The organism is Lelliottia sp. JS-SCA-14 (genome assembly GCF_035593345.1).
Classification (GTDB): Bacteria; Pseudomonadota; Gammaproteobacteria; order Enterobacterales; family Enterobacteriaceae; genus Enterobacter; species Enterobacter wanjuensis.
The window spans coordinates 223,805-237,482 of the sequence record NZ_CP141606.1; the positions used below are offsets into that span (position 1 = coordinate 223,805).

Sequence of the window (13,678 nt, forward strand, 5' to 3'; positions counted from 1 at the left end):
AGTTAAGGAATCCACACTATGTATATCGGGATTGATCTTGGCACATCGGGTGTGAAAGCCATCCTGTTAAACGAGCAGGGCGACGTGCTGGCCTCGCAGACTGAGAAGCTGCACGTCTCGCGCCCACATCCCCTATGGTCAGAGCAAGATCCCGAAACGTGGTGGCAGGCGACGGATCGCGCGATCAAAGCCCTGGGCCAGCAGCACAGTTTGCGTGAGGTCAAAGCGCTGGGTATTGCCGGTCAAATGCATGGTGCAACCTTGCTGGACAGCGAGCACCGCGTGCTGCGCCCGGCGATTTTGTGGAACGATGGTCGCTGTGCAGAAGAGTGCGCGCTCCTCGAAGCGCGGGTGCCGACCTCACGGCAAATCACCGGTAACCTGATGATGCCGGGCTTTACCGCGCCTAAGCTGCTGTGGTTGCAGCGCCACGAGCCGGATATTTTTAAGCAGGTGGCAAAGGTCTTGCTGCCAAAAGATTATCTGCGTTTTCGCATGACTGGCGATTTCGCCAGCGACATGTCGGACGCGGCGGGGACGATGTGGCTCGATGTCGCTCAACGCGACTGGAGCGAGGCGATGCTGGATGCCTGCCAGTTGACCCGAGATCACATGCCTGCGCTCTTCGAGGGTAGTGAGATCACCGGCGTGCTCAATCCGTCGATTGCCGACAGCTGGAATATGCCTGCCGTGCCGGTAGTGGCGGGCGGGGGCGATAATGCGGCGGGTGCCGTGGGCGTGGGGATGGTCGATGCCGGACAGGCAATGCTGTCGCTTGGCACTTCAGGCGTCTATTTCGCGGTCAGCGACGGGTATCGCAGCAATCCAGAGAGCGCGGTACACAGCTTCTGCCACGCGCTGCCGGGGAAATGGCACTTGATGTCGGTGATGTTAAGCGCCGCGTCGTGTCTGGACTGGGCGGCAAACCTGACCGGACTCAAGGATGTTCCGGCGCTCATTTCGGCGGCCCAGCAGGCCAACGAAGAGGCGGGGGCCGTGTGGTTCTTGCCCTATCTTTCCGGCGAGCGCACGCCGCACAACAACCCGGAAGCGAAAGGCGTGTTCTTCGGCTTAACCCATCAGCATGGCCCGGCCGAACTGGCGCGCGCGGTGCTGGAAGGTGTCGGCTATGCGCTGGCGGACGGGATGGATGTGGTCCATGACTGCGGACTCAAACCGACCAGTATTACCCTGATTGGCGGAGGCGCAAGAAGCAGCTACTGGCGGCAGATGCTGGCGGATATCAGCGGATTGCAGCTCGATTACCGCACTGGCGGGGACATAGGACCTGCTCTGGGGGCGGCGCGTCTGGCGCAGATTGCCGTCAACCCTGACAAACCCCTGACGCAGCTTCTGCCGCAGCTCACGCTGGAGCAGGAGCACAAGCCGGACGCGGCGCACCATGCGCGCTACGCCGAACGCCGGGAAGTGTTCCGCAAAATCTACCAACAGCTCCTGCCGCTAATGTCGTAAAGGTAGGTTGTCCCGAAGCGGCGTGAGGATGTCCTTTTTTGGTCTTCTCGTGATGCTCGCTCCTCGTCAGTATAGAGATACACCCACTGGCGAGGAGCATTACCATGTCGCGCACCGCATTAATCAATATCGATACTCAGCAGTCTTTTCATCATCGCGAATACTGGCAGGAAGAGGGATTTCAGGCTTTTCAGCAGGCCATTCTTGGGCTGATTGAGGGCTGTGAATCCCGTGAGATTCCGGTTGTGGATATCTTCCATGTCGACGATAAGGGGCCCTTCTCGCTGGAAAGCGGTTTTGTTACGCCGATGTCCTTTTTACGTCATCAGCCTGCGGTGGTTTTCCACAAGCATGTGCATAACGCCTTTACGGATACGGGCCTTGACCACTGGCTGCGCGAGCGTGATATTAACCATCTGGTCATCTGCGGCCTGCGTACGGAACAGTGCTGCGAAACCACCGCGCGGGTGGCGTCAGATCTCGGCTATGCGGTGACTTTTGTCAGCGAAGCCACCCTGACTTTTCCGATGACCTGGAAGGGCGTCACGCTCAATACCGACGACCTGCGCCATCGCACGGAAACGGTGCTGGCCGGGCGTTTTGCTGAAATCAAAACTGTGGCGGAGACGCTGGAGTCGCTCTGATGAGTATCGACGTCTGGTTTGTGATGTTGCCGGGAGTGCTGGCGCTGGATATGTCCGGCCCGGCAGAAACCTTTGTGCTGGCGGGCGATGCGTTTCGCCTGCACTACATCGGCCCGCAGCCGGACGTTCCCACCTCGATTGGTCTGACGATGGGGGGCATTTCGCCTTTACCTGACACGCTTCCCGACGGCAGTTTGCTGGTTTTACCGGGCGTGAGCGACTCACGTCATCAGTTTTCGACCCCTCAGGCATTAGGCGTTCAGCACTGGCTGATGCGCCTGCAGCCTGCGATTCACCGCCAGGCTATCACCGTGATGTGCGTCTGTTCCGGCGCGCTGCTGGCGGCCAAATCGGGTTTACTCACCGGGAAGCAGTGCACGACCCATCACGATGTGATCACCCGTCTTCGCGACGCAGCGCCAGGGGCGGTAATCAAAGAGAATCGTATTTTTGTGCAGGACGGGAATATCTGGACCAGCGCGGGAATAACTTCTGGAATCGATCTCGCGCTGCACCTGATGAACCGTCTGTGCGGGCCGGAAAAGGCGCTGACGGTCGCGCGGGAAATGGTGGTGTGGTTCCGACGCTCGGGTGACGATCCGCAGCTTTCACCCTGGCTGCGCTATCGCAACCATCTGCATCCGGCGATCCACCGCGCGCAGGATGCGCTCACCGCCGAGCCGCAAAAGGGCTGGCAACTGGCGGATATTGCCGCTCTGGCGCACGTCAGTCCCCGGCATTTAACGCGCTTGTTTCAGGAGCATTTGGGGATCAGCGTGCGCGACTATCTGGAACAGCTGCGGCTGGCGATTGCCCAGCAGTGGCTGCTGCAGGGGCGCGGCGTGGAGCAGGCGTCCATCGCCGCCGGGTTTTCATCCCCACGCCAGTTTCACCGGGCCAAACAGCGCGCAATTAGCTGACAAACCGGCGGGTATCCACGCGCTGTAGCAGCATCGACAGCAACAGGCTGATCAGCAGCGTCGCCGTGAAAATCCAGACAATATCCAGAAGCGGCCAGCTTTTTAGCTCGACACCGCGGGTGCGCAGGGCGTGGATCACCAGCGCGTGAAAACCGTAAATGCCCAGCGAGTGGCGCGAGATGAGCCCCAGGACGGGAAGCGGGCGCGCGTTAAGGGTGTTTTTCACCAGCGTCAGCAGAGAGACGGCACAGATAAAGACCATAGGGCCGCAGTAGACATACCAGGTATCAGCAAAATTTCCGCGCCAGCGCAGCTCGTGCAAGGTCCCGCGAGAGATAACCACCACCGCCGCGATAAACAGAGCGGCGCACAGCCACGTCAGCCAGGTTTTGCGCGTATCCAGCATCCCAATCGCCCGGCCCAGCATCCCGTAAATCACATAGTAAAAGGTATCGCCGCTGATATAGAGGTTGATCGGCAGCCATTCGAAACCGCCAATTTTCTGCGAAACGGTATTGGGGTTGGCGAGCAGGCCAATCACCACCATCAGCGCCAGCAGCATCTTTCCGCCGACGTTTTTCACCTGAATCAGCGGAGAGACCAGATAAATCACGATGATGGCGAAGAAAAACCACAGGTGATAAAACACCGGTTTTTGCAGCAAATACCGTAACGACAGCTCGCCGTTAATCGAGGTAAACAGCGTGATGTAGAGCAGCGCCACGGCGCTATAAAACAGCAGGCACAGGCCGATACGCAGGAAGTGGCGCGGCTGCGCGCTGCGCTCGCCGAAAAACAGATAGCCGGAAATCATGAAAAACAGCGGGACGCTGACGCGCGACGCCGAGTTGAGGATATTGGCAATATCCCAGTTCATCGGGCTGATGCTGTGAGCATTGGTCACATACCAGGTCGTGGTGTGGATCATCACAACCATCAAACAGGCTATCCCTCGCAAATTATCAATCCAGCTAATTTTTGACTGCATCAGTTCCTCTGTTCTGGCGGTAAATACGGTCTGACTGTCATTGTGTGCTAGCCTCTCACTGGATAATTCTGAGTTTATCTGGGCGGGCTTGAACGAAAGTCGCGAGATTCGCAGAATGCCGGGCCATAATCTATAAAGTTTTAATATTAAAAATAACAGCCAGAAAACACGGCGGTAATAAAAATGATGATCACGCGCGCTGCGTCACTGATTCTGCTCGTTTTGCTTACAGGGTGCAGCTCACAGGAAGACGCTCCGGTACAACGGGCGCAGAAAAGCAAAGTCAGCCCGGAACGTTCGTTAAATATGGAGCAGCTGTGTAAGGATCAGGCCGCCCATCGCTATAACACCGGTTCGCAGAAAATTGATGTGACTGGCTTTGAGCAATTTCAGGGCAGCTATGAGATGCGCGGGTTTACGGCGCGTAAAGAGGGCTTTGTCTGCTCTTTTGATGCGGATGGGCAGTTTTTGCATCTCTCCATGCGCTAAGAGCCTTATTTCCCCAATTTTGCCTAAACAAACCCGTTTCGTACTGTATATCTTGCAGTCAGCGGGTATACTGATTCCTTCCATTTAAAACCACACGTATCCAGCACGAAATACTATGCAAAAGTTTGATACCAAGACCTTCCAGGGCCTGATCCTGACATTACAGGATTACTGGGCTCGTCAGGGCTGCACCATTGTTCAACCTTTGGACATGGAAGTTGGCGCCGGCACTTCACACCCGATGACTAGCCTGCGTGCGCTGGGGCCTGAACCTATGGCCACCGCGTATGTGCAACCGTCCCGTCGTCCGACGGATGGCCGCTATGGCGAAAACCCGAACCGCTTACAGCACTATTATCAGTTCCAGGTGGTGATTAAGCCTTCCCCGGACAATATCCAGGAGCTGTACCTTGGTTCCCTGAAAGAGCTGGGCGTGGACCCGACCATCCATGACATCCGCTTCGTGGAAGATAACTGGGAAAACCCAACGCTGGGTGCCTGGGGTCTGGGCTGGGAAGTGTGGCTGAACGGCATGGAAGTGACGCAGTTCACCTACTTCCAGCAGGTTGGCGGTCTTGAGTGTAAGCCGATCACCGGCGAAATCACCTACGGTCTGGAACGTCTGGCCATGTACATTCAGGGCGTAGACAGCGTTTACGACCTGGTCTGGAGCGACGGCCCGCTGGGTAAAACCACCTACGGCGACGTGTTCCATCAGAACGAAGTGGAGCAATCCACCTATAACTTCGAATACGCGGACGTGGACTTCCTGTTCACCTGCTTCGAGCAGTACGAGAAAGAAGCGCAGCAGCTGCTGGCGCTGGAATCTCCGCTGCCGCTGCCAGCCTACGAGCGTATTCTGAAGGCCGCCCATAGCTTCAACCTGCTCGACGCCCGTAAAGCGATCTCCGTGACTGAACGTCAGCGCTATATTTTGCGCATTCGCACGCTGACCAAAGCCGTTGCAGAAGCTTACTACGCGTCCCGTGAAGCCCTTGGCTTCCCGATGTGCAACCGAAATAAATAAGAGGCGGCCATGTCTGAGAATACTTTCCTGGTGGAAATCGGCACCGAAGAGCTGCCACCAAAAGCCCTGCGCAGCCTGGCGGAATCCTTTGCTGCGAACTTTACGGCTGAGCTGGATAACGCTGGCCTGGCACACGGCAACGTCGAGTGGTTTGCCGCTCCGCGCCGTCTGGCGCTGAAAGTTGCGAATCTCGCGGCCTCTCAGCCCGATCGTGAAGTGGAAAAACGCGGCCCGGCGATTGCCCAGGCGTTTGACGCCGAAGGTAAACCGAGCAAAGCCGCAGAAGGCTGGGCTCGTGGCTGCGGGATCACCGTTGACCAGGCCGAGCGTCTGGCGACCGACAAAGGTGAGTGGCTGCTGTATCGCGCCCATGTGAAAGGCGAAAGCGCAGAAGCGCTGCTGCCAAACATGATCGCCACGTCACTGGCAAAACTGCCGATTCCAAAACTGATGCGCTGGGGCGCAAGCGACGTGCACTTCGTGCGTCCGGTTCACACCGTGACCCTGCTGCTGGGCGATAAGCTGATCCCTGCGACTATCCTGGGTATTCAGTCCGATCGTGTGATTCGCGGCCATCGCTTCATGGGCGAGCCAGAATTCACCATCGACAATGCCGATCAGTACCCGCAGATCCTGCTGGAGCGCGGCAAAGTCATTGCCGATTACGAGCAGCGTAAAGCCAAAATCAAAGCGGACGCGGAAGAAGCGGCGCGCAAAATCGGTGGCAACGCCGATCTGAGCGAAAGTCTGCTGGAAGAAGTGACCTCGCTGGTGGAATGGCCGGTGGTGCTGACCGCCAAATTCGAAGAGAAATTCCTCGCCGTTCCGGCAGAAGCGCTGGTGTACACCATGAAGGGTGACCAGAAGTACTTCCCGGTATACGCAGCGGACGGCAAACTGCTGCCGAACTTTATCTTCGTGGCGAACATTGAATCGAAAGATCCGATCCAGATTATCTCCGGTAACGAGAAAGTGGTTCGTCCACGTCTGGCGGATGCGGAATTCTTCTTTAATAGCGACCGTAAAAAACGTCTGGAAGATCACCTCCCACGCCTGCAAACCGTTCTGTTCCAGCAACAGCTCGGCACGCTGCGTGACAAAACCGATCGTATCGCAGAGCTGTCCGGCTGGATTGCTCGTGAGATTGGTGCGGATGTGAATCACGCGACCCGCGCAGGCCTGCTCTCTAAGTGCGACCTGATGACAAACATGGTTTTCGAGTTTACCGACACCCAGGGCGTGATGGGCATGCACTATGCGCGCCACGATGGCGAAGCGGAAGACGTTGCCGTTGCGCTGAACGAGCAGTATCAGCCGCGCTTTGCGGGTGACGATCTGCCGTCCAACCCGGTGGCTTGTGCTGTGGCGATTGCCGATAAAATGGATACCCTCGCGGGGATCTTCGGTATTGGCCAGCATCCAAAAGGCGACAAAGACCCGTTTGCACTGCGTCGTGCGGCGCTGGGCGTGCTGCGTATCATCGTTGAGAAGAACCTGAATCTGGATCTGCAGACGCTGACCGAAGAAGCGGTGCGTCTGTATGGCGACAAGCTGACCAACGCCAAAGTGGTGGATGACGTTATCGACTTTATGCTGGGCCGTTTCCGCGCCTGGTATCAGGACGAAGGCTACACCGTCGACACTATTCAGGCGGTGCTGGCGCGTCGTCCGACTCGTCCGGCCGATTTCGATGCGCGCATGAAGGCAGTTTCCCACTTCCGTACGCTGGAAGCAGCGTCCGCGCTGGCTGCGGCCAACAAGCGTGTTTCCAATATTCTGGCGAAGTCCGACGAACAGCTGACCGAGCGTGTAAACGCCGCGACGCTGAAAGAGCCGGAAGAGATCGCCCTGGCGATGCAGGTTGTGGTGCTGCGCGACAAGCTGGAGCCGTACTTCGCGGAAGGACGCTATCAGGAAGCGCTGGTGGAACTGGCTGAGCTGCGTGAAGTGATCGACGCCTTCTTCGAGAAAGTGATGGTGAACGTAGAAGACAAAGAGCTGCGTATTAACCGTCTCTCTATGCTCGAAAAACTGCGTGAGCTGTTCCTGCGCGTGGCGGACATTTCGCTCCTGCAGTAATCTGCTTTGCCCGGTTGGGCCTACAGGTTCTGAAACCCGCTTCGGCGGGTTTTTTTTATGGCGAAAAAATAACCTTGAAATTCTGGCCTGAGTGCCGTTATCCTTTATCGCGTTAACTTTTCCTTCCTGGAGCGCATCCCGAAAATGAACAAACACGACTGATGAATTTCGATCCTTGCTAAACGCGAACGCGTCGGCAGGGGATGTTTTGATTTCATTCAGGAGTGCTTATGGCTCATTTTGCGCAATCCCCTTCTTTTATTTTGCATCAGGTCACCTGTCAGTTTGCGACGGGCGATACCCTTTTTGGTCCACTGAATTTCTCTCTTGAGCCGTCGCGCTGTGCGCTGGTTGGGCGTAACGGCAGCGGTAAAACGCGCCTTTTACGTTTGCTGGCCGGGCTGGACTCTCCGGCGAGCGGGCATATTGAGCGTCTGGGGACGCACGCGTATGTCGCGCAGCAGCATGATATTTCTGCGCACACGACGCTGGCGGAACTGCTGGGCTACGATCAGATTTTCGCGGCCCGTCGACGCATCGACAGCGGCGATTACCAGCCGGAGGATCTGGAATGTCTCGACGGCTACTGGGACTTAGCGGAACGACTCACCGCGGCGTTTCTCACGGCCCATCTGCCACCTTTTGATCCCGATAAACCCGCGTCAGAGTTCAGCGGCGGAGAACGCGTGCGTGCTTTGCTGTGCGGAGCCTTTACCTCCGGGGCTGACTATCTGCTGCTGGATGAACCGACAAACCACCTCGATCGACCGGGGCGGGAGTGGTTTTACGCCCAGCTGGCGCGCTGGTCTGGCGGAGTGATGGTCGCGTCGCACGATCGTGAGTTACTGGCGCAGGTGCCGCGCATTCTGGAACTCAGCGGTGCCGGGCTGCGCGCGTATGGCGGTAATTATGCGGACTACCAACGCCAGCGGGATGCCGAACAGCAGGCGGCGCGCGCGGCGCTGGAACATGCCGCCACCGAGCGCAAACGCACCCGCGCGCGTATGCATAAAGAGCATGACGCCAGCCAGCGGCGATCCGCGCAAACCCTGCGCACCGTCGATACCCTGAATATCGCCTCGTTTGAGCGGATCAAATATAAGATGGCGGCGAAAGAGCGGCCCGGGACGTGGCGTAAGCAGCATCACGAGCAGAATGATGCTCTGAACGCCGCCGTCAGCCAGGCGCGGGAACGCGTGGAGGAAGACAGCCCCGTGATGTTTACCCTGCCGGGGAGCCGCATCGCCGAGGGCAAGCAGGCGGTGGTGTTGGAGGCGTTGGTTCTGCCGTATGTGAATACGCCGCCTGTTAACTGGCGAATGGACGGGCCGATGCGCGTGGCGCTGCGCGGACCGAACGGCTGCGGAAAATCGACGCTGTTAAAGATAATCCTCGGGAAACAGGAACCTGTTTCCGGCTCGTGCAGCGTATCGGTGACAACCGCGTATCTCGATCAGCATTTATCGCAGCTCGATCTCACGCAGTCGGTGATGACGCATCTCAATTTGCACGACACGCCGCTGGAAGAGGGTGTGCTGCGCAGCCGTCTGGCGCAGCTTCAGCTGGGAGCGGATAAAGTTTCCCTGCCGTTAGGGACGCTGAGCGGCGGTGAACGCCTGAAAGCGGCGCTGGCCTGTGTGCTGTGGCGGGAAGAGGCTGCGCAATTGCTGCTGCTGGATGAGCCGACCAACCATCTGGATTTGGCGTCTGTGCAGGCGATTGAAGCGGCGCTGGCCGATTTCCCCGGCGCGCTGCTGGTGGTGTCGCACGATCAGGTTTTCCTCGATGGGCTTAAACTGACCCATGAACTGGTGTGGACGGAGAAAGGGTGGCGTTGTGAAAGGCTCTAAAATACAAACCCCCGCAGTAGCGGGGGCGGTAACATGAACGTACTTACTTACGGCGTACTGACTGTTGAAGCAACCTGAATCATGCGCATCAGTTTAAGCTCGGTCGTGGAGGGTTTTACACGTTTTGATTCCCACTCATGCACCATGGCCACACTGACGCCCATCTCTCGGGCGAAATCATCAATTTTTAACCCTGTCCCTTTGCGTAATCGCTCAAATTCAGTAAAGGGATTCGTCTTTTGGGACGGGGTGACTGTCTGCGATAAATCTTTAAAAACAATTTGTTCCAGGCTGGTTAACAGCTCAAACATAGGATCTTTAGATTCCATTAAGAACTCCTCTTAAATCACACAGCGGGATCGTGAACATCAGAGAGCCAATTAAGAATAGCCTCAAAAGAGTGCATAAGATCGTCACGTCTGTGACTAATCGTGCGGTAACGATCGACTTATTCGTTTCAGCAGAAGAGTGACTGACCCTAATTGCCTGATTAATCGAAACAGGAGTTGGTTGATATTTTTTTGTAAATCGTAAGAAAAAAAACGGCAATAGCCGTTTTGCATGAAAATAGTATCTTGCCAGCCTGACCTGGACTATCCTTGTCAGCGTCGGGCACGCGTGTGCCGGTGTGCGTTTTTTGGGTGAAAGGAGTATTAAAATGGCGACAGGAAAGTCCTGCTCTCGCTGGTTTGCGCCTATTGCGGCGTTATTGATGGTAGTTAGCCTGAGTGGGTGTTTCGATAAAGAAGGCGATCAGCGTAAAGCGTTTATCGATTTTCTACAAAATACCGTGATGCGCAGTGGCGAGCATCTGCCGACGCTGACTGCGGATCAGAAAAAACAGTTTGGTCCCTTCGTTTCCGATTACGCCATCCTTTATGGTTATTCACAGCAGGTGAATCAGGCGATGGATTCTGGTCTTCGTCCGGTTGTGGACAGCGTAAATGCGATCCGCGTTCCGCAGGACTATATGACTCAGCGCGAGCCGCTGCGCCAGTCTAACGGTGCGCTTGGCGTGCTGAGCCAGCAGCTGCAGAATGCCAAAATGCAGGCCGATGCGGCGCGTTCTGCGCTGAAGCAGGGTGAAGATCTCAAGCCCGTGTTTGATCAGGTGTACGAGAAAGTCGTCACCAAACCATCAGATGCGATGCAGCCGCTGATCCCAGCCGCGCAGATCTTTAGCCAGCAGCTGGTGCAGGTGGGCGATTTCATCTCCCAGCAGGGGACGCAGGTGAGCTTTGTCTCGAACGGCATTCAGTTCCCGACCTCACAGCAAGCCAGCCAGTACAACACGCTGATTGGGCCGCTCGCCTCTCAGCACCAGGCCTTTACGCAGGCCTGGAGCGCGGCAGTCACCGCGACGGAATAAAAGAAAAACCCCGCCTGGTGCGGGGTTTTTTACAGGCTGATAAAAATAATGCTTGTCATTCGTCTACCACATCGGTATAACTATTCCTGTCGGTTTGTTACACAGACCTAAAGCAGTTTAGTTAAGTAGTCCAGATGAGTTATCCAAAGATACCTTCGTAGTGACCCTTCCTTCATCGCTTAAAAATCTGTAACACATTCCATCATCGCGCCGGAAGGCAAAACGTATTTTAAAAAGGTAATTTCTATGTCTGGTAAAATGACTGGTCTGGTAAAATGGTTCAACGCTGATAAAGGCTTCGGCTTCATCACTCCTGACGATGGCTCTAAAGATGTATTCGTACACTTCTCTGCTATCCAGAACGAAGGCTACAAATCTTTGGACGAAGGTCAGAAAGTTTCCTTCACCATCGAAAGCGGCGCTAAAGGCCCAGCAGCTGGTAACGTTGTAAGCCTGTAAGCTTCCAACTCAGCAGCACAAGAATTTAAAAACCCGCCTCTGGCGGGTTTTTTTCGTTTCAGGGTTTGTGATTATTTGACCTGCGGGTTCACGCAGTTCTTCTCAACCTTCCCGTTCAGCGCATCGATCAGATTATCCACCGCCGTGGACGCCATATTGTAGCGCGTCTCATGCGTCGCCGAACCGATGTGCGGCAGGGCAACCACGTTGGGCATCGTCAGCAGCGGCGAATCGACCGGCAGCGGCTCTTGCTCAAATACATCCAGACCGGCCGCGTGGATCTCCCCGTTTTGTAATGCTTCAATCAATGCCTTCTCATCCACCACCGGCCCACGGCCTGCGTTGATGAAGATGGCTGATTTTTTCATTTTCGCGAACTCTGCTTTGCCGATCAGATGATGAGTCTCATCTGTCAGCGGCAGGATCAGGCAGACATAATCCGCTTCCTGTAGCAGCGTATCCAGATCGCAGTAACGGCCATTGAAACGCTCTTCGGCTTCTTTGTGCTGACGACGCGCGTTGTACAGAATCGGCATGTTAAAACCGAAATGCGCGCGCTGGGCCAGCGCCAGGCCGATACGTCCCATGCCGACAATCCCCAGCGTTTTGCCATGAACGTCCACACCAAACCAGTCGGGACCGATGCTTTTGGTCCATTCGCCCGCTTTCACGCGTTCGGCGACCTCCACCACCCGGCGCGCGGTGCTGAGCACCAGCGCCATCAGCGTATCTGCCACCGTCTCCGTGAGCGCGGTCGGGGTGTGCATCAGCAGAACCTTGCGGGCGTTGAGCGCGTCGACGTCGAAGTTGTCGTACCCGACCGAAATGGTCGAAGTGGCACGAAGCTTCGGCATTTTTTCCAGCAGTGCGCTGTCCACTTTTTCGCTCGAGCCGAGCAGCCCTTCCGCGCTGGCAAAGGCGTCTGCGTGCTGCGCCACGGTCTCCGGGCTCAGGTTCTTCACCTGGGTGACGGTGAAGTGTTCCTCAAGGCGTTTCTGTAGATCGTCGGGCAATGCTTTGTACAAAATGACGGACGGCTTCATGCTAATCTCCGTTGATTTTAAAGGGTTCAGGCGTGACGTGCGCCGGCAGGGATCTGTTGATTATTAGCAGGCTTAACAATCAAAGTAAGCCACACCGAAGCGAAAAGTGCCACCCCCATAAATATGTACGAGGCCGCCGGGCTGCCGGTTGCGCCGTTCAGATAGCCGACAAACCAGGAGCCAAAGAAGGAGCCTAGCGCGCCCATACTGTTGATCAGCGCCATCGCGCCACCGGCCACATTACGCGGCAGCATTTCCGGGATGATGGCAAAGAACGGGCCGTACGGCGCGTACATCGCAGCCCCGGCGATCACCAGCAGCGTGTAAGAGACCCAGAAATGGTTGGCGCCAACGGCCCAGGAGCCGATAAAGGCGAAACCGGCAATCAGCAGCAGCGGCCAGACGAAAAGCTTACGGTTTTGCAGCTTATCCGATGCCCACGACACCACAATCATCGCGATGGTCGCCGCCAGATACGGCACCGACGACAGCCAGCCCACTTCCACCATACCGAGATTTTCACCGCCGCTGCGGATAATCGACGGCAGCCACAGCACGAAACCGTACACCCCGATGCTCCACGCGAAATATTGCATGCAGAGCAGGACGACGTTGCGCGAGCGGAACGCCTCGCCGTAGTTACGCACCGCTTTCAGCCCCTGCTGTTCTTTATCCAGCTCGGCCTGCAGCGCGGCTTTTTCACTCTCAGACAGCCAGGTCGCCTGCGTCGGTTTGTCTTTTACCAGCACCCACCAGCAGAATGCCCAGATGATCGCCGGGAAGCCTTCGATGATGAACATATGGCGCCAGCCGAAGGACTGAATCAGATAGCCCGATACCACCGACATCCACAGCACCGTCACCGGGTTGCCGAGGATCAGGAAGGTATTGGCGCGCGAACGTTCTGATTTGGTAAACCAGTTGCTGATGTAGATCAGCATCGCGGGCATCACGGCGGCTTCAACGACGCCGAGAATAAAGCGAATGGCCGCCAGGGCTGGAATGTTATTGACCATCCCGGTGAGTGACGCGCAGGCCCCCCACAAAATCAGGCAGACAAAAATCAGTTTGCGCACGCTGCGGCGTTCGGCGTAAATCGCGCCCGGGATCTGGAAGAAGAAATACCCGAGGAAGAAGAGGGCGCCTAACAGAGAAGAGACGCCTTTGGTGATCCCCAGATCTTCGGTGATCCCCGCGGCGGAAGCGAAACTGAAGTTCGCGCGATCAAGGTACGCCAGGCTGTACGTGATAAACACGATAGGCATGATGTACCACCAGCGTTTGACTGCATTGGTCGATGTGTTCATGGGCTTGCCTCTGTGGTTGAGGTTTATACC

13 protein-coding genes are annotated in these 13,678 nt (G+C 56.5%); 9 read left to right on the forward strand and 4 right to left on the reverse strand.

Going from position 1 to position 13,678, the window contains the following annotated elements; translation table 11 throughout:
* The first annotated feature begins 18 nt into the window (after nucleotides 1-18).
* From xylB to U9O48_RS01045, 3 genes are all read left to right on the forward strand, one after another.
* A complete protein-coding gene (gene xylB / locus U9O48_RS01035; RefSeq protein WP_285150966.1) occupies nucleotides 19-1,473 on the forward strand; it encodes a xylulokinase in 1,455 nt (484 codons plus the stop codon).
* Nucleotides 1,474-1,577: 104 nt separating this feature from the next.
* Nucleotides 1,578-2,117 (forward strand): cysteine hydrolase family protein, encoded by a 540-nt coding sequence (locus U9O48_RS01040; RefSeq protein WP_285150964.1) that lies wholly within the window; start codon nucleotides 1,578-1,580, stop codon nucleotides 2,115-2,117.
* Nucleotides 2,117-3,037, forward strand: a complete 921-nt coding sequence (locus U9O48_RS01045) for a GlxA family transcriptional regulator (RefSeq protein ID WP_285158524.1) — start codon at nucleotides 2,117-2,119, stop codon at nucleotides 3,035-3,037. The genes U9O48_RS01040 and U9O48_RS01045 overlap by 1 nt, the downstream gene beginning before the upstream one ends.
* Here the strand turns inward: U9O48_RS01045 and U9O48_RS01050 are convergent.
* Entirely contained in the window at nucleotides 3,030-4,025 is a 996-nt protein-coding gene (locus U9O48_RS01050) for an acyltransferase (protein ID WP_282493030.1), read from the reverse strand. The two genes, U9O48_RS01045 and U9O48_RS01050, sit on opposite strands and share 8 nt — an antisense overlap.
* A gap of 183 nt (nucleotides 4,026-4,208) precedes the next feature.
* On the opposite strand from U9O48_RS01050, the gene U9O48_RS01055 reads away from it, so the two are divergent.
* From U9O48_RS01055 to U9O48_RS01070, 4 genes are all read left to right on the forward strand, one after another.
* Nucleotides 4,209-4,514, forward strand: a complete 306-nt coding sequence (locus U9O48_RS01055; RefSeq protein ID WP_285150962.1) for a YsaB family lipoprotein — start codon at nucleotides 4,209-4,211, stop codon at nucleotides 4,512-4,514.
* Between the two features lie 115 nt (nucleotides 4,515-4,629).
* A complete protein-coding gene (gene glyQ / locus U9O48_RS01060; RefSeq protein WP_095280253.1) occupies nucleotides 4,630-5,541 on the forward strand; it encodes a glycine--tRNA ligase subunit alpha in 912 nt (303 codons plus the stop codon).
* Between the two features lie 9 nt (nucleotides 5,542-5,550).
* Nucleotides 5,551-7,620, forward strand: coding sequence for a glycine--tRNA ligase subunit beta (gene glyS, locus U9O48_RS01065; protein ID WP_282493028.1), 2,070 nt, complete (start codon nucleotides 5,551-5,553; stop codon nucleotides 7,618-7,620).
* A 230-nt stretch (nucleotides 7,621-7,850) separates the two neighbouring features.
* Entirely contained in the window at nucleotides 7,851-9,470 is a 1,620-nt protein-coding gene (locus U9O48_RS01070; protein WP_285150960.1) for an ABC-F family ATP-binding cassette domain-containing protein, read from the forward strand.
* A 47-nt stretch (nucleotides 9,471-9,517) separates the two neighbouring features.
* On the opposite strand, the gene U9O48_RS01075 is transcribed toward U9O48_RS01070, so the two are convergent.
* Nucleotides 9,518-9,799 (reverse strand): HTH-type transcriptional regulator, encoded by a 282-nt coding sequence (locus U9O48_RS01075; RefSeq protein WP_282493026.1) that lies wholly within the window; start codon nucleotides 9,797-9,799, stop codon nucleotides 9,518-9,520.
* 329 nt (nucleotides 9,800-10,128) lie between these two features.
* Here U9O48_RS01075 and U9O48_RS01080 point away from each other — a divergent pair, with 329 nt between their 5' ends.
* Together U9O48_RS01080 and cspA are read left to right on the forward strand one after the other, a co-directional pair.
* On the forward strand, nucleotides 10,129-10,839 hold the full coding sequence (locus U9O48_RS01080) for a DUF3053 domain-containing protein (RefSeq protein WP_282493025.1): 711 nt from the start codon (nucleotides 10,129-10,131) through the stop codon (nucleotides 10,837-10,839).
* A 246-nt stretch (nucleotides 10,840-11,085) separates the two neighbouring features.
* A complete protein-coding gene (gene cspA / locus U9O48_RS01085) occupies nucleotides 11,086-11,298 on the forward strand; it encodes an RNA chaperone/antiterminator CspA (protein ID WP_006177792.1) in 213 nt (70 codons plus the stop codon).
* 71 nt (nucleotides 11,299-11,369) lie between these two features.
* On the opposite strand, the gene ghrB is transcribed toward cspA, so the two are convergent.
* Both ghrB and U9O48_RS01095 read right to left on the reverse strand, forming a co-directional pair.
* Nucleotides 11,370-12,341, reverse strand: coding sequence for a glyoxylate/hydroxypyruvate reductase GhrB (gene ghrB / locus U9O48_RS01090; protein ID WP_324723344.1), 972 nt, complete (start codon nucleotides 12,339-12,341; stop codon nucleotides 11,370-11,372).
* Nucleotides 12,342-12,367: 26 nt separating this feature from the next.
* Nucleotides 12,368-13,648, reverse strand: coding sequence for an MFS transporter (locus tag U9O48_RS01095; RefSeq protein ID WP_285145684.1), 1,281 nt, complete (start codon nucleotides 13,646-13,648; stop codon nucleotides 12,368-12,370).
* Nucleotides 13,649-13,678: the final 30 nt, after the last annotated feature.